This is a genomic window from Mesorhizobium sp. P2_E9, from assembly GCF_056403815.1.
Genome location: NZ_JBFUET010000015.1, coordinates 1 through 16,135 on the forward strand (window position 1 = coordinate 1; position 16,135 = coordinate 16,135).

Below are 16,135 nucleotides of genomic sequence, written 5' to 3' on the forward strand. Positions count from 1 at the left end.
TGGCTTCCGCCCCGGCGATCACCGCCATAAGACACAGCAGCAGCACCTCATCCAGCGGATACCTTACCTTCGCACTCTGCCGACCATCAGGCAGATCCTTGAAATGACCCAGAAAAACAACCGTTTCCGCGAACGCACCGGCGTTGCAAGCCACATCGTCCATCCAGATATTCCCCCTCAGAATCAAATGATCTCGACAGATTCAGCTCTCAACCTCCTTGTCACGCGTTAACTCACCCGATTGCCCTGCCCTTGACGGGGCCTGCTCTTGACAGAACAGGGGTAGGCACCTCATTTCGGCGCTGACGAACCGGCCAGGATTTAATGCTTCAGACAACCACCAAACCTCCACTGACGATCCGGCTCTGCCAGCCGCGCGGTTTTTGCGCCGGTGTCGACCGTGCCATCCAGATTGTCGTGCTGGCGCTGAAGAAATATGGCGCGCCGGTCTATGTTCGTCACGAGATCGTCCACAACCGTTATGTCGTCGAAGGACTGCAAAGCCTCGGCGCCGTCTTCATCGAGGAGCTTTCCGAGATCCCGGCCGAACATCGGCAGTCGCCGGTCGTCTTCTCGGCGCATGGCGTGCCGAAATCGGTGCCGGCGGATGCCCAGGCGCGCAATCTGTTCTATCTCGACGCCACCTGTCCGCTGGTCTCCAAGGTCCACAAACAGGCAATGCGCCATCAGCGGCTTGGCCGCCACGTGCTGTTGATCGGCCATGCCGGCCACCCCGAGGTGATCGGCACGATGGGGCAATTGCCGGAGGGCGCGGTAACGCTGATCGAGACCGAGGCCGATGCTGCCAGGCTTGAGCCTGCCGATCCAAAGGCGCTTGGCTTCGTCACCCAGACCACGCTGTCGGTCGAGGACACCGCCGGTATCATCCGTGCGCTGCAGGACCGCTTTCCCGATCTGCAGGCGCCGGCGGCGGAATCGATCTGCTACGCCACCACCAACCGCCAGGAAGCGGTCAAGGACACTGCCCCGGGCGCTGACCTCTATCTGATCGTCGGCGCTCCCAATTCCTCCAATTCGCGCCGCCTTGTCGAAGTGGCGGAGCGTGCCGGCGCCACGATGTCGCTTCTCGTGCAGCGCGCCGCCGAGATTCAGTGGAATGACATCGGCAACATTTCGACGCTCGGCCTGTCGGCAGGAGCATCGGCGCCGGAGATCATCGTCGATGAGATCATCGACGCGTTCCGCCAGCGCTTCGATGTCACCATCGATCTCGCCATCACGGCCACCGAAACAGAGGATTTTCCGGTCATGCGGGTACTGCGCGATGTCGAACTGACGCCGGCCGACATGGCCTTCGTCAATGGGGCCGCGTAAGGCAGATGGCGGTCTACACCGACGTCGCGGAGGGCGAACTCGGCGCTTTCCTGAAGCACTACCCGGTCGGCGATCTCCTGTCCTACAAGGGCATCGCCGAGGGCACAGAGAATTCGAATTTTTTGCTGCACACTTCGACCGGTTCCTACATCCTGACGCTCTACGAGAAGCGGGTCGAGAAGGCGGATCTGCCGTTTTTCCTCGGGCTGATGGGTCATCTCGCCAACAAAGGCGTGTCCTGCCCGCTGCCGGTGTTCGCGCACGATGGCAGTGTTATCGGCGCGCTGGCCGGCCGGCCAGCGGTCATCATCACTTTCCTCGAAGGGCTTTCGCTGCGGCGGCCGACGGCAACGCATTGCGCCGAAGTCGGCAAGGCGCTGGCCGCCCTGCATCTGGCCGGCGCCGATTTTCCGATGACCCGTCCCAATGCGCTCGCCATCGACGGCTGGCGCAAGCTTTGGAACGCGGCTCGCGATCGGGCCGACGAGGTCGAGCCGGGCTTGGCGGCCGAGGTCGATGCCGACTTCGCCGATTTCGAGCGGAACTGGCCGAAGGACCTCCCCGAGGGCATCATCCATGCCGATCTTTTCCCGGACAACGTCTTCTTCCTGGGCGAAAAACTTTCCGGCCTGATCGATTTCTATTTTGCCTGTGACGACCTCTATGCCTATGACGTCGCCACCTGCCTCAACGCCTGGTGTTTCGAGAAGGACTTTTCCTTCAACCTCACCAAGGGCAAGGCGCTGCTCGCCGGCTATCAGAGCGTGCGTCCGCTGAGCGATCAGGAAAAGGCGGCGCTGCCGATGCTGGCGCGTGGTTCGGCGTTGCGTTTCATGCTGACCCGGCTCTACGACTGGCTGACGGTTCCCGATGGCGGCCTGGTCATGAAACGCGACCCGACCGAATATATCAGGCGGATGCGGTTCCATCGGGCGATCAAATCTGCTTCGGAATATGGGGCATCATGAGCAAACAGGTTGAAATCTTCACCGACGGCGCCTGTTCGGGCAATCCAGGCCCTGGCGGCTGGGGTGCTATCCTGCGCTTCAACGGCACCACCAGGGAGCTTTCCGGCGGCGAAGCCGAAACGACCAACAACCGCATGGAGTTGCTGGCGGCCATCTCGGCGCTCAATGCGCTGAAGGAGCCTTGCACGGTCGAGCTTCACACCGACAGCAAATACGTCATGGACGGCATTTCCAAATGGATCCATGGCTGGAAGAAGAACGGCTGGAAGACAGCCGACAAGAAGCCGGTCAAGAACGGCGAGCTTTGGCAGGCGCTGGACGAAGCCAACCGCCGCCACAAGGTCACCTGGAACTGGGTCAAGGGCCACGCCGGCCACGCCGAGAACGAACGTGCCGACGAATTGGCACGGGAAGGCATGGCGCCGTTCAAGAAGGGCTCTTTCAAGCCTGCGGCTTCAGCGCCGAAGCCGGATGTCCAGCCGAAGCAGCCGGCGGCCACGAAGGCGCGCCGTTCGACCCAGAGCTATTGATTTCCGGCAGCCGGTCCGCTCCCAGGCAGGAACCTCGATCGTGCCGATCCTCTACTATGTCACGCATCCCCAGGTTCGGATCGACGCCGACGTTCCCGTTCCGGAATGGGGGCTGTCCGATGTCGGACGGGCGAGAGCCGTCGCCATGCTCGATCAGCCATCGGTCGGTGCAATCCGACGCATCGTGTCGTCGGGCGAGCGCAAGGCATTAGAAACGGCTGAAATCCTGGCAAGGCATCTCCACCTTGCGGTCGAGGTGAGGGACCGCATGCACGAGAACGACCGCTCCGCGACAGGCTTTCTGCCGCCGCCCGAGTTTGAAGCCGTCGCCGATCAGTTCTTCGCCAACCCGCACAGCAGTGTTCGCGGCTGGGAACGAGCCGTCGATGCCCAGAACCGTATCGTGAGTGAGGTCGCCGCCGTACTCGACGGCGATGGGGCCGGCGACATCGCTCTCATCGGTCATGGAGGCGTTGGAACGCTCTTGCTGCTGTCGCTCAGTGGGCGGGAAATCAGCCGCGAAGCGGATCAGCCGGCAGGCGGTGGCAACTATTTTGCTTACGATATCGTCGCGCGCCACGTCATCCATGGATGGCGGCCGATCGACAGGCTGGAGCAGCCCTAAACCCTCAGCGTATCAGCAGCGCCGTACCCCAGAGCCCGAGCGCGAACACGGTGTGTGCCACCAGGTTGAGCGCTCGGATCTGCATGGGATTGGGCCGCTTCGATGCTGCCCATCCGGCGCCCATGCCGGGCGCCAGCAGGAACCAGCCGGCGCCGACAGTGACGATGCCCAGGATGAAGGCCGGCAGGAAGGTCGGCGCGGCAAGCCAGCTCGCGCCAGCCACCACGACCAGGATGATGCCGTAGACGATGCCGACGAAATAGTGAAACGCCCAGCCCAGCGACACTTCATGTGCGTAGGGCTCTGCCTCGCCGATATCGTTGTGAAAGACCTTGTCGCTGAGATGCCAGACCCAGCGACCGACCGGTCCCCAGTTTGGCCGTGGCTGGCCGAACGCCTTGTGCAGGAAGACGGCCCAGAGATCCATCAGGATGGTTGCGCCGATCCCGATCGCGACAGCACGCCAGAAGACGTCGAACATCGTTGGATCCCCCTAAAAGCCGGCAGTTCTGGAGCGCAAGCGTTTGTCGGGCGAGGGCGGCCGTTGTGGCCTCGCCCGACACGGCCGTTGAAGCTTAGAGCTGCCCGAGAATATGGGCCGCGCCGGACTCGTCGACGCCGGGCTTGGTCTCGACATTGAGCGCGATGACCTTGCCGTCGTCGATGATCATCGAAAACCGCTTCGAGCGCAGGCCCATGCCGCCTGCGGAAAGGTCGTTGTCGAGGCCGACCGCCTTGGCGAAATCAGCACTGCCGTCGGCCAGGAACAGGATCTTGCCTTCACCGCCGGTGAAGCGTGCCCAGGCGCCCATGACATGGACGTCGTTGACCGAAACGACGGCGATGGTGTCGACGCCGCGTGCCAGGATGGCGTCATGGTTTTCGAGATAGCCGGGCAGATGGTTGTTGCTGCAGGTCGGCGTGAAGGCGCCGGGAACACCGAACAGAACCACCTTCTTGCCCGGGAAAATCTCGGCCGATGTGATCGCCTTGGCGCCATCGGCGGTCATCGTCTTGAAGGTCGCTTCGGGCAGCTTGTCGCCAACGGAAATGGTCATGAGTTCCTCGCTTGGGGAATGGGAAGGATGCCTGCTTGCGTAGCGAACTCGGCGGCTTCCTGCAATCGTCTGGGCAAGCTGGATCAAGGGAAAGGCAGAAGCCCTTCGACGGCGCCCGCCGAACTGGTCAGCGTGTAGTGAAGCCCGCCATCCGTTGGCGTTGTTGAAGGGCGGTCGAGAATCGGCACGGTGAAGATCAGCTTGCCGTCCTTCTCACTGCGGGCAGGGGTGCCGAACATATAGTCCCGCTCGCCGGCAACGAAGAAATCCGCTGCCTCGGGGTCACCGGGAAAGCTCGCCTCGACAACCAGCGTTTCGTGATCGCCCGGCAGCACGTTGATGCCGAAATCAGGCTTTGCCGGCGCCGGCAACGCCGTGAAACTCGCCTTCACCAGGGCTGCGTCGTCGGCATTGTCAGGATCGGAAGTGGGGTCGACGGTCAGCCGTGTCTGCACGGGGATGCAGATCGTTTCACAAATGCCGAGAAAGATATCGGCATCGATGACAGCCGGCTGGTTCGGTGTCGCCAACGTGAATGTCACAGGCAGCGAGATCGGATAGTTGTAGCCGGCCCATTTGCCATAACCATCATCGTGGCGTTGCGGTGCCGGAAACGAGAGCTTGGCATCGGCGATGTTGGTGCTGGCCGAAATGTCGAGCTGCGGTGGCACGCCGGCATCGCCCGGATCGCGCCAATAGGTCTTCCAGCCGGGCTTGAGCGCGATGTCGAGAACACCCTGGATGCGGCCGGCCTCGTCGGGTTTGCCTGATGTCACCAGCCGCACCTTGCCGCCTTCGCTGTTGTACCAGGCGGACGAGGAGGCGGAGGCGGGCAGGACTGCCGCCGATCCGATGGCGGCGCCGAGCAGCAGGATTCTCAAGCTTTGCATGGCCGTGATTTGATCGTCCCTTCGTGGCTTCGCAATGATTTCATCGCCCTTCCGGTATCATATTTGCGTGACCCCTGCTGGCAAGCCACGGCGGCCTGGCCCCATGGGCTTTGGTCGAATCCGGCGCGGCGCATCTTTTCGGCGCCCGGGAAACACGGTACCTTCCCTCCATGGACTTGTTGCGCCACAAAAAGACGGCTGCTGGACGCGGCTTTCTCGACGATCAGTTCCTGATTGCCATGCCCGGCATGAAGGACGACCGTTTCACGCGCTCGGTCATCTACATCTGCGCGCACTCAGATGAAGGCGCGATGGGCCTGATCATCAACCAGACACAGCAGATGCTGTTTCCGGACCTGCTGGTGCAACTCGGCATCATGAACGAGCAGGAGGCGATCCGCTTGCCGGCGCAGGCGCGCGATTTCGTCGTGCGCAATGGCGGCCCCGTCGATCGCAGCCGGGGCTTCGTCCTGCATTCGGGCGACTACCGCGTGGAATCGTCGCTGACCGTTTCCGACGACATCTGCCTGACCGCGACCGTCGACATTTTGCGCGCCATATCGTCGGGCCGCGGCCCGCGTCACGCGCTGATGGCGCTGGGCTATTCGGGCTGGGGCGCGGGCCAACTGGAAACCGAGATCGCCGAGAATGGCTGGCTGACCTGCCCGGCCAGCCCCGAGCTTCTGTTCGACGCCGACATAGAGCGCAAATACGATCGCATCCTCGCCTCGATCGGCATCGACCTCGCCCATCTCAGCCTGGCCGCCGGGCACGCCTGACCTATCACGCCGACGCAGAGGGCGTTTCGAAACTCGCTCATGCGAGTCATATGATGGTGATTTCGAGAACCGGAGCGGAGCGTACTCAAGGTACGTGAGCACCGGAAGCGCAGAAATCGCCATCAGATGGCCGCAGGAGTAGAGTTTCCAAACGGCCTCTAAGCCTGCGTAAGCGGATACTGTTCTTTCAGCGTCTTCAGCACCTGGTCGCCCGGCATCGGTGCGCCGAACATGAAGCTCTGCACATATTCGCAGCCCATCTGGCGCAATTCCAGCGCGTCGCGCTCATCCGAAATGCCCTCGGCGACCACCGACAGGCCGAGTTCATGCGCCATATTGACCATGGATTTGAGCAGTACGGCGCGTTTGGGCGTGCTGTCGTCGACAAAGCTCTTGTCGATCTTGATCGTATCGAACGGGAACCGCGTCAGATAGGCGAGCGACGAATAGCCGGTGCCGAAATCGTCCAGCGACAGGCCGATGCCGAGCTGCTTCAGCTTGGTCAGCACGTGGGCGGTCTGTTCCGGATTGTCCATCACCAGGGACTCGGTGAGTTCGAGCCGGAAGCAGCGCGGCTTCAGATTGGCCCGCGCGATGACCGAGCGGACGTCGCTGACCAGGTCTCGGCGGATGAGCTGGCGGCTGGACAGGTTGACCGAGACCGACAGCGGCGCGTCGCCGATCTGCTTTTGCCATCCGGCAAGGTCCTCGGCGGCCTGTTGCATGGCAAACAGCCCAAGCTGCACGATCAGCCCGCAGCTTTCGGCGACCGGGATGAAATCAGCCGGCGGGATCATGCCGCGGCGCGGATGGTCCCAACGCAGCAAGGCTTCGAAGCCGGCGACGCTGCCGTCTTCCAGGCGCACGATCGGCTGGTAGGCCAGCGTGAATTCACGCCGCTCGATGGCGCGCCGCAGGTCGGATTCGAACTGCAGCCGATCGGTGCCGACGGTGCGGAAGGCCGGGCGGAACGGCTCGATCCTGTCGCCGCCGAAACGCTTTGCCTGATGCATGGCAAGCTCGGCATCCTTGACCATGTCCTCGGCCGAGGTCTGCGCCGAGGTCCAGGTGATCAGGCCGATCGAGGCGGTCAGCACGATCTCGCGCTTGGCAAAGGTGATCGGGTTGTTGATCGCATGCTTGATGGCATCTGCCACACCGGCGATGCGGGCAGGGTCCTGTTCGGACAAAAGCATCAGCGCGAACTGGTCGCCGGCAAAGCGCGACAGCGAGTCCTTCGGCTTCAACAGCCGGTGCAGGCGGCGCGCTATGGTGAGCAGGATGGTGTCGCCAGCTGAGATGCCGAGCCCGTCATTTACCTGCTTGAAACGGTCGATGTCGATGACGAAGACGGTCGGGCGCACCTTCTCTTCGGTACGGGCGATCGAGATGATCGCCTCCAGCCGGTTCATGTACAATTCGCGGTTCGGCAGGCCGGTCAGATTGTCGTGCACGGCGTCGTGCAGTAGCCTTTCCTCGGACTTCTTCTGCTCGGTGACGTCGACCATGGTGCCGACGCAGCGGATGACCTCGCCGTCCGATCCGATGACCGGCCGCGCCCGCAAGTTGAACCAGTGATAATGCCCGTCGGCGCCGCGCAGGCGGAAATTCTGCGACACCCGGCCACGGCGATGCTCGAGCACCACGTCGAGCGTCGTGCGGAACGTATCACGGTCGTCGGCATGCAGCACCGGCAGCCAGTTGCGCGCAGCACCGCCGAGGCTGTTGGGCGCTAGGCCGAGCTGGATGCTGACATCGGGCTTGGTCACCACGCGGTCGCGCAGCACGTCCCAGTCCCACACCGTGTCGCCCGATCCGGCCACCGCCAGCGCCTGGCGTTCGAGGTCGGAAAACAGCCCCTGATGCAGCGCGCCGCCAGCAAAGGCGTGCTGCATGACGGTGAAGCCGATCAACAGGATGATCAGGATCAGCCCGCCGCCGAGCGCCGGCTGGGCGATGTCGTTGTCGAGCATGCCGGTGATCGCCATCCACGACCCGCACAGCCACAACAGCACCATGACCCAACTGGGCACCAGCATGATGGCGCGGTCATAGCCACGTATCCCGAGGAAGATGATCAGGCCGAGCCCGGTCAGCGCGGTGGCGGCAAAGGATATGCGGGCGATGCCGGCGGCGACCGCCGGATCGACGATGGCGACGCCGGCGATCAGCACCAGCCCGAGGATCCAGACCAGGGCGCCATAGCTGAAATGGCCGTGCCATCGGTTAAGGTTGAGATAGGCGAACAGGAAGACCACGAAGGTCGCTGCCAGCGCCACCTCCGTTCCCGCTCGCCACATCTGCTCATTGCCGGGCGAAATCTCGATGACCTTGTTGAGGAAGCCGAAATCGACGCAGATATAGGCAAGCACCGCCCAGGCAAGGGCAGCAGTCGCCGGGAACATCGACGTGCCCTTGACCACGAAAAGAATGGTCAGGAACAGCGCCAGAAGGCCTGCGATGCCGATGACGATGCCGCGAAACAGCGTGTAGGAATTGACCGAGTCCTTGTAGGCTTCCGGCTCCCACAGATACACCTGCGGCAGCTTGGGCGAGGCGAGTTCGGCGATGAAGGTGATCACCGTTCCCGGGTTCAGCGTCACCCGGAACACATCGGCGTCGGGGCTGGTCTGACGGTCGAGCGCGAAGCCCTCGCTGGGCGTGATCGCGGCAATGCGGGTGGCGCCGAGATCGGGCCAGAAGATGCCGGAATTGACCAGTCGGAAATGCGGCGCGACGATCAGCCTGTCGAGCTGCTGGTCGGTGGTGTTGGCCAGCGCGAACACCGCCCAGTCGCCGGTCGAGCGCGCGTCATTGGCCTCGACCTCGATGCGCCGCACGATGCCGTCCGGCCCGGGCGCGGTCGACACCTGGAAGTTTTCGCCCTGGTTGCGGTAGATCTCGAAGGCGCGCGACAGGTCGAGCGCGACGTCGTCGCGGGCAATCTTGATCGGTTCGACGGCAAAGGCCGACGAAGCCGCGCACAGCGTCAGGATTGCCGCGAGGACAAAGGCGAAGAACGGCCCGTTTCGCAGGAAATTCGTCAAAAATCAGTCCTTCGTTCCTGCGCCGCCCAGCGGATCGTCCGCGATCCGGGCGTAGAGGTAGTGGTCCTGCCAGATGCCGTTGATCCTAAGATAGGATCGTAAGAGTCCTTCGCGCCGGAATCCGGCTTTTTCAAGCACGCGGATCGACCTGATGTTGTCGGGAATACAGGCCGCTTCGATCCGGTGCAACCTCAGCGTATCGAAGGCGAAGCGCGCCACGACCTTGACCGCGTCGGTCATCAGCCCGCGGCCGCCGAAGCGCTCGCCGATCCAATAGCCGACATGGCCGCTTTGCGAGACACCGTGGCGGATGTTGCCGAGCGTGATTCCGCCGGCCAGCTTGCCGCTCGACTTCTCGAAGATGAAGAAGGCGATCGCGGTTCCTTGCGCATAGTCTTCGCGGTAGCGGCTGATGCGCAGGCGCCATGCCGTGCGGTCGAGTTCGTCGGGCGTCCAGCGCGGCTCCCACGGCTCCAGGAAGGCCCGGCTTTCGCCGCGCAATGTCGACCATTCCCGGAAGTCATTGGTGAATGGCACGCGCAACGTGACGCGGTCGCCCTTCAGCGCCGGCAGGTCACGGCGAAAGAAAGGGAGCGCGAACACGACGCTTGGGGAGCTTAGACGGCGAGCTTGCGGGCCGTGGTCTGCGTGCCCGGAAGCGAATCGAGGATCGCCTCATATGGAGCCAGCGTACCCACGGGCCCGACAGCGGTAAGCGTCGGCTTGGTCGAGAACATCCGCGACGACAGGTCGGTCAGCCGCTCGATCGTCAGCGCCGACAGGCGCTCCATCAATTCCTCCTTGGCGATCGGCCTGCCGAACAAAAGCAGTTGCCGTGCGATCTGCGAGGCGCGGCTGGCCGGACTTTCGGCGGACATGATCAGCCCGGCGCGGTACTGGGCGCGCGCGCGGTCCAGTTCTTCCTGCAGGATGTTCTCGCCGGCCTTCTGCAACTCGTCGATGATGACAGGCACAAGTTCGGCAATGTCACTCTGCCCGGTCGCGGCGTGGACGCCGAATATGCCGGTGTCGGAAAAGCCCCAATGGAAGGCATAGACCGAGTAGCACAGGCCGCGTTTCTCGCGGACTTCCTGGAACAGGCGCGACGACATGCCGCCGCCGAGGATCATCGACAGCACCTGCGAGGCGTAGAAATCGCGCACATGATAGGCGCGGCCTTCAAAGCCCAGCACGATCTGCGCGTCCATCAGGTCGCGGTCCTCGCGGAAATCGCCGCCGACATATTGCGCGTATTGCGGGATGGTGCTGTCGGCCTTGCTGCGGAAACCACCGAGCTGCTTCTCGACCTCGCGCACGAAATTGTCGTGCTTGATGTCGCCGGCAGCCACGATCACCATCCGCTCGGCGCCATATTGGCGTTCGATGAAATCGTGCAATTGCTTGGAGGTGAAGGATTTGACGGTTTCCGGCGTGCCCAGGATCGAGCGGCCGATGGTCTGGTGGCGAAAGGCCGTCTCGGTGAAACGGTCGAAGACGATATCGTCTGGTGTGTCGTGCGCGGCGCCGATCTCCTGCAGGATGACGTGCTGCTCGCGCTCGAGTTCCTGCGGGTCGAATTCGGACTCCTGCAGGATGTCGGCAAGGATGTCGACCGCCAGCGGTACGTCGTCGGACAGCACCCTGGCATAATAGGAGGTGGTCTCGACACTTGTGGCGGCGTTGATCTCGCCGCCGACATCCTCGATTTCCGAGGCGATTTCGAAGGCCGTCCGCCGCTTCGTGCCCTTGAACGCCATGTGCTCGAGCAAATGGGCCATGCCATGCTCGTCGTCCCGTTCATTGCGGGCGCCGGACTTGACCCAGGCACCCAAGGCAACCGATTCGATACTTGGAAGGGTTTCGGTGGCGACTGTCAGGCCGTTCGACAGACGGCTTACCTCAACACCCATATGGCTCGTACTCCCTAACGCGCCGCCCGCGCGCGGCGGCTGACGTAATCTTCCACCATTTTCAGGTCGGATGGAAGTACCGTGTATTTTTCCTCAAATGTCATCAATCCCCCTAGCCATGCGGGCAGGGCGGGTGAGACCCCGCTGGCGGCCTCGACGGCGGCCGGGAATTTTGCCGGATGGGCGGTGCCCAGCACCACCATGGGGACAGTGCCCGATGCTTTGCCGGCCGCGACATGCACGGCCGCAGCGGTATGCGGATCCAGAAGATAATTGCTGGCTGCGAGGGTGGAGCGGATGGTGGCGGCGACCTCGTCCATGGTGGCGCGTCCGGCGTCGAATTCGGACCGCATCCCATTGATTTCACGAGGCTCTATGGTGAAGGCGCCGGACTGCTTCAGGCCATCCATGTAGCGCCGAACGGTCGCTGCGTCGCGGTTCGAGGCTTCGAACAGCAGGCGTTCGAAATTCGATGACACCTGGATGTCCATCGACGGCGAAGTGGTCGCAAAGACGCCCTTGGTGCGGTATTCGCCGGTGGCGAAGGTGCGCGCCAATATGTCGTTATCGTTGGTGGCGATGACCAGCCGCTCGATCGGCAGGCCCATCTTCTTGGCGGCGTAGCCGGCGAAGATATCGCCGAAATTGCCGGTCGGCACGGTGAACGACACCGGCCTGTCCGGCGCGCCGAGCGACAGCGCCGAGGAGAAATAGTAGACGATCTGGGCCATGATACGCGCCCAGTTGATCGAATTGACCCCCGACAGCGCCACCCGGTCACGGAAAGCGTGGTCGTTGAACATGTCCTTGAGCAGGCCCTGACAGTCGTCGAAATTGCCTTCGATCGCCAGCGCATGGACGTTCTCGGCCTTCGACGTCGTCATCTGCCGCTGCTGCACCGGCGAAACGCGGCCATGCGGGAACAGGATGAAGATGTCGGTGCGGCTGCGCCCAGCAAAGGCGTCGATGGCCGCGCCGCCGGTATCGCCCGACGTGGCGCCGACGATGGTGGCGTGCTGATCGCGTTCGGCAAGCACATGGTCCATCAGCCGGGCGAGCAACTGCATCGCCACATCCTTGAACGCCAGCGTCGGCCCGTGGAAGAGTTCGAGGACAAAGGTGTTGGAGCCGGTCTGGACCAGAGGGCAGACGGCCTCGTGGCGGAAAGTCGCATAGGCTTCGCGGACCAGGCGTTCGAAGACCGGTGCTGCGATTTCACCGCCAAGGAACGGCGACAGCACGCGGATGGCAAGGTCGGGATACGCAAGGCCGCGCATGGCGCGGATCTCGGCGGCGGAAAACTGCGGCCACTCGCGCGGCACGTAAAGCCCGCCATCGCGCGCCAGCCCCGCCAGCACGGCATCGGAAAATCCAAGCGCGGGTGCTTCCCCACGCGTACTCACATATTGCATGTCTCAGTTCCGTTGCCGCTTGGCTTTCCGTTCACCACAAGGTGGTTAATTTCTGTGTCGGCTCCAGTCGCATTTTTGCCGCGCCGTTGATATACGTCACCAGCTTTGCGAGAGGGAAGTGGGAGTTTCATGGCGTTTCGTACATTCAGTGGTCGCTTTTTGGCGGGTCTTGCGCTCACCGGCTTTATGCTCGCCGCCGCCGGCTGCCAATCGGGCGACAATGGCATCCTGAACCTCGGCATCGGCAAGAAGGACCCGACGGCGCCACCGCCGCCCCAGGATCCCAAGGTCCTGGCCAGCCAGTTGCAGGCCTACTGTCCGCGAGTGACGGTGCGAGATGGCACGGCCTTCTTCAACACCTATGGCAAGGACGTCCAGAAGTCCAAGCCCAAGCTCAAGAAGACCGGCGATGCCGCGCAGGATGCCGCGGCCCAAGCTGCGGCTGACGCCGCCGCTGCTACTCCGCCCGACGATTCGGCGAGGATCATTTATCAGGCCTCGATCAGCGACGTGACCCGCGACTGCAGCCGCGCCAACGGGCAACTGACGATGAAGATAGCGGTCGCCGGCAGGATCGTGCCGGGGCCGAAGTTCTCGCCCGGCACCATCACAATGCCGATCCGCACCGCGGTGATGCACGGCACCGAAGTGCTTTACTCGCAGCTTCACCAGTATCAGGTCCAGGTGACCGACCCCTCGGTCGCCACACAGTTCGTCTTCACCGATTCCAATGTCGTCGTGCCGGAGCCGACGGCGCAGGATTATCAGGCCTATGCCGGCTACGATGAGACCGCACCCAAGGCGACGACCGACAAGCCGAAGAAGACCCACAGGAAGAAAGTGGTGAAAAATTAAGAGGTTACCTGCCCAACGTGCGTCCGGACCGACGCACGTTTTCAAGCATCGGCCGACCACTCCGACAGCGCCGCGATCACGCTTTTCAGCTCCGCCCAGCGCCGGATCACCGTTTCGGCGCCGGCCTCGGTCAGCGCGTCGGCATGGCCGGGATAGCTGTGCCCGGCACCAGTGAAGCCGATCACGCGCATGCCGGCTGTCCTGGCGCCGTGGACGCCGTGCACGGAATCCTCGATGACAAAGGTGTTCGCCGGCTTAGCGTTGAGTTTTTCCGCCGCGAACAGAAACACGTCCGGAGCGGGCTTGGTTTTCTTGCTCGGTATTTCCAGCGCCGAGAAGATGCGGCCGGCGAAGAACGGCAGCAGATGCACCTTCTCCAGCATGAATTCTATCCGCTCCGAGCGTGAATTGGAGCAGATGCAGCGTTGTGCCGTGACCGAGGCGACCGCTTCGCGCACGCCCTCGATGGCACGAACGTCGCTGCGCAGTTTGCGGTCGACGAGCTCTTCGGCGCGATCGATCAGCGACGCCTGAAACGGGATTTTGGATTTTTCCTCGATCCGCAGCAGGATGTCCTTGAACGTCAGGCCCGCATAGGTCTCGGCAACCTCCTCGGCGGAGATTTCATATCCGGCGAGCGTTATCAGCTCGGCCTCGACCCGCGCGGCGATGATTTCGGAATCGACGAGCACGCCGTCGCAATCGAAGATGACAAGGTCTGGCTGGGGCATGGTGATCCGGACAAGGAGAATGGAAGGATGGCCTCTCAGGGCTCAAGCGGCGCGGCATACACCAACAGCCCGGCCTTCGCAAACCTGGCGGGCGATCGCGCAGGCCTTCACCGAATATTTACGCTGATCGGTAACCATAACGGGGAGTAAACAGTAACGCGTGCCTTGGGTGTAAAAATGTCTGCCGTGCGTCTTCTCGCCGACCTTTCCCATGCTCCCCAGCAATCCGAATGGCTGGACACGATCCTGAAAGGCGACTGCGTCGCGGCCCTCGACCGCTTGCCCGAAAAATCGATCGACGTCATTTTCGCCGATCCGCCTTATAATCTGCAGCTCGACGGCGACCTGCACCGCCCCGACCAGTCCAAGGTCGATGCGGTCGACGACGACTGGGATCAGTTCGAGAGTTTTGAAGCCTATGACGCCTTCACCCGCGCTTGGTTGCTGGCGGCGCGCCGCGTGCTGAAGCCCAATGGCACCATCTGGGTCATCGGCTCCTATCACAACATCTTCCGGGTCGGCGCCAAGATGCAGGATCTGGGCTTCTGGATCCTCAACGACGTGGTCTGGCGCAAGACCAACCCGATGCCGAATTTCCGTGGCCGCCGTTTCCAGAACGCCCATGAGACGATGATCTGGGCCTCACGCGACCAGAAGGGCAAGGGCTACACCTTCAACTACGAAGCCATGAAGGCGTCCAACGACGACATCCAGATGCGCTCCGACTGGCTGTTTCCGATCTGCACGGGCGGTGAGCGGCTGAAGAACGACAATGGCGACAAAGTGCACCCGACGCAGAAGCCAGAAGCGCTGCTCGCCCGCATCATGATGGCCTCGACCAAGCCCGGCGACATCGTGCTCGATCCCTTCTTCGGCTCCGGCACCACGGGTGCTGTCGCCAAGCGCCTTGGCCGCCATTTCGTCGGCATCGAGCGCGAGCAGGCCTATATCGACGCCGCCAATGAGCGTATCGATGCGGTGCGGCCGCTGGAGCATGCCGATTTGACGGTACTGACCGGCAAGCGCGCCGAACCGCGTGTCGCCTTTGTCAGCCTGATCGACACCGGGTTGGTGACGCCGGGCGCCACGCTCTATGACGCCAAGAAGCGCTGGGCCGCCAAGGTGCGTGCCGACGGCACGGTGGCGATCGGCGACAGCGCCGGCTCGATCCACAAGATCGGCGCCGAAGTGCAGGGACTGGACGCCTGCAATGGCTGGACCTTCTGGCACTATGAGCGCTCAGGCGGGCTCACCCCGATCGACGAACTTCGCCGCATTGCCCGGTTGGGCATGGAGCGGGCAGGGGCCTGAGCCCCTGCCGTCTACACAATTTGCGTTGATTCAAAATCTCAGCGGATCGCCGCAAGCGATTCAGAGCGCACCTTGATTCCAAAGCGTTCAAGGTCTGCTTGAAGCGTCTTGGCATCGGTGAACAGCACCGCCTGCCAGCCGGCCGCCTTGGCGCCGTCGACATTCTTCTGGCTGTCGTCGATGAACAGCGATGCAGCCGGATCAAGGTCGAAGGAAGCGACATGATGGTCGTAGATCCTGCGATCCGGCTTGATCAGCCCGATCTCGGCGGACACGGTTATACCACGCGGGCGGTCGAGGAATGGAAAGCGGCCGCGCGCCTCGACGAACGTGTCGGCGGCCCAGTTGGTCAGCAGCGTCACGTCGTGGCCGGTGTCGATCAGCTTCTCCAGGATGGCAACACTGTCCGCATAGGCATGTGGCGCCATCTCGTGCCAATGGCGGCGAAAATTGCGGATGTTTTCCGCATGATCCGGATGATCGGCGATGGCAAGCGCCTCGGCCTCTTCCCAGGTCCGGCCGCGGTCCTGCTCGATGTTCCAGTCATGCGTGCAGACATTGTCGAAGAACCATTTCCGCTCGGTCTCGTCGGGAATTAGTCGGCTGAAGGGGATGTTGGGGTCGTAGTGAACCAGCACCTTGCCGATGTCGAAAACGATGTGGCGGATCTCAGTCATGAAGCCT

The 16,135-nt window shown here is 62.8% G+C and carries 17 protein-coding genes; 7 read left to right on the forward strand and 10 right to left on the reverse strand.

Going from position 1 to position 16,135, the window contains the following annotated elements; genetic code table 11:
* Positions 1-163 (reverse strand): transposase family protein (locus AC1D05_RS24980; protein WP_477444546.1); only part of this gene is annotated, 163 nt, incomplete at its 3' end.
* Between the two features lie 161 nt (positions 164-324).
* On the opposite strand from AC1D05_RS24980, the gene ispH reads away from it, so the two are divergent.
* Genes ispH through AC1D05_RS25000 form a run of 4 tightly spaced genes read left to right on the forward strand, consistent with a single transcriptional unit; the run spans position 325 to position 3,458 of the window.
* Positions 325-1,335, forward strand: a complete 1,011-nt coding sequence (gene ispH / locus AC1D05_RS24985; protein ID WP_477444399.1) for a 4-hydroxy-3-methylbut-2-enyl diphosphate reductase — start codon at positions 325-327, stop codon at positions 1,333-1,335.
* Between the two features lie 5 nt (positions 1,336-1,340).
* Positions 1,341-2,303 carry a homoserine kinase gene (locus AC1D05_RS24990; protein WP_477444400.1) on the forward strand — a complete coding sequence of 321 codons (963 nt, stop codon included), beginning with the start codon at positions 1,341-1,343 and terminating at the stop codon, positions 2,301-2,303.
* Entirely contained in the window at positions 2,300-2,833 is a 534-nt protein-coding gene (rnhA, locus tag AC1D05_RS24995; RefSeq protein ID WP_477444401.1) for a ribonuclease HI, read from the forward strand. Before AC1D05_RS24990 ends, rnhA begins: the two co-directional genes overlap by 4 nt.
* 40 nt (positions 2,834-2,873) lie before the next feature.
* On the forward strand, positions 2,874-3,458 hold the full coding sequence (locus AC1D05_RS25000; RefSeq protein WP_477444402.1) for a histidine phosphatase family protein: 585 nt from the start codon (positions 2,874-2,876) through the stop codon (positions 3,456-3,458).
* Between the two features lie 4 nt (positions 3,459-3,462).
* Here the strand turns inward: AC1D05_RS25000 and AC1D05_RS25005 are convergent, their stop codons facing one another.
* The 3 genes from AC1D05_RS25005 to AC1D05_RS25015 form a co-directional block, all read right to left on the reverse strand.
* Positions 3,463-3,939, reverse strand: coding sequence for a DUF2938 domain-containing protein (locus AC1D05_RS25005; RefSeq protein WP_477444403.1), 477 nt, complete (start codon positions 3,937-3,939; stop codon positions 3,463-3,465).
* Positions 3,940-4,033: 94 nt separating this feature from the next.
* On the reverse strand, positions 4,034-4,516 hold the full coding sequence (locus tag AC1D05_RS25010) for a redoxin family protein (protein WP_477444404.1): 483 nt from the start codon (positions 4,514-4,516) through the stop codon (positions 4,034-4,036).
* A gap of 83 nt (positions 4,517-4,599) precedes the next feature.
* Entirely contained in the window at positions 4,600-5,406 is an 807-nt protein-coding gene (locus AC1D05_RS25015) for a protein-disulfide reductase DsbD domain-containing protein (protein WP_477444405.1), read from the reverse strand.
* A 170-nt stretch (positions 5,407-5,576) separates the two neighbouring features.
* Here AC1D05_RS25015 and AC1D05_RS25020 point away from each other — a divergent pair, with 170 nt between their 5' ends.
* Positions 5,577-6,185, forward strand: coding sequence for a YqgE/AlgH family protein (locus tag AC1D05_RS25020; protein ID WP_027046619.1), 609 nt, complete (start codon positions 5,577-5,579; stop codon positions 6,183-6,185).
* Between the two features lie 158 nt (positions 6,186-6,343).
* Here AC1D05_RS25020 and AC1D05_RS25025 read toward each other — a convergent pair whose 3' ends face one another.
* Genes AC1D05_RS25025 through thrC form a run of 4 tightly spaced genes read right to left on the reverse strand, consistent with a single transcriptional unit; the run spans position 6,344 to position 12,554 of the window.
* Entirely contained in the window at positions 6,344-9,232 is a 2,889-nt protein-coding gene (locus AC1D05_RS25025) for an EAL domain-containing protein (protein WP_477444406.1), read from the reverse strand.
* A 3-nt stretch (positions 9,233-9,235) separates the two neighbouring features.
* Positions 9,236-9,835 carry a GNAT family N-acetyltransferase gene (locus AC1D05_RS25030; protein WP_027041483.1) on the reverse strand — a complete coding sequence of 200 codons (600 nt, stop codon included), beginning with the start codon at positions 9,833-9,835 and terminating at the stop codon, positions 9,236-9,238.
* 14 nt (positions 9,836-9,849) lie between these two features.
* The gene (locus AC1D05_RS25035; protein ID WP_027041484.1) at positions 9,850-11,142 is read right to left on the reverse strand and encodes a M16 family metallopeptidase; all 1,293 of its coding nucleotides are present in this window, start codon (positions 11,140-11,142) and stop codon (positions 9,850-9,852) included.
* A 14-nt stretch (positions 11,143-11,156) separates the two neighbouring features.
* Positions 11,157-12,554, reverse strand: a complete 1,398-nt coding sequence (thrC, locus tag AC1D05_RS25040) for a threonine synthase (RefSeq protein WP_477444407.1) — start codon at positions 12,552-12,554, stop codon at positions 11,157-11,159.
* A gap of 129 nt (positions 12,555-12,683) precedes the next feature.
* Here thrC and AC1D05_RS25045 point away from each other — a divergent pair, with 129 nt between their 5' ends.
* A complete protein-coding gene (locus AC1D05_RS25045) occupies positions 12,684-13,409 on the forward strand; it encodes a hypothetical protein (RefSeq protein WP_477444408.1) in 726 nt (241 codons plus the stop codon).
* 41 nt (positions 13,410-13,450) lie between these two features.
* On the opposite strand, the gene AC1D05_RS25050 is transcribed toward AC1D05_RS25045, so the two are convergent.
* Positions 13,451-14,140 carry an HAD family hydrolase gene (locus tag AC1D05_RS25050; RefSeq protein WP_477444409.1) on the reverse strand — a complete coding sequence of 230 codons (690 nt, stop codon included), beginning with the start codon at positions 14,138-14,140 and terminating at the stop codon, positions 13,451-13,453.
* Between the two features lie 177 nt (positions 14,141-14,317).
* Here AC1D05_RS25050 and AC1D05_RS25055 point away from each other — a divergent pair, with 177 nt between their 5' ends.
* On the forward strand, positions 14,318-15,451 hold the full coding sequence (locus AC1D05_RS25055; protein WP_477444410.1) for a DNA methyltransferase: 1,134 nt from the start codon (positions 14,318-14,320) through the stop codon (positions 15,449-15,451).
* Between the two features lie 38 nt (positions 15,452-15,489).
* Here AC1D05_RS25055 and AC1D05_RS25060 read toward each other — a convergent pair whose 3' ends face one another.
* Positions 15,490-16,128: an HAD family hydrolase gene (locus tag AC1D05_RS25060; RefSeq protein ID WP_477444411.1), complete on the reverse strand. Its 639-nt coding sequence runs from the start codon at positions 16,126-16,128 to the stop codon at positions 15,490-15,492.
* Positions 16,129-16,135: the final 7 nt, after the last annotated feature.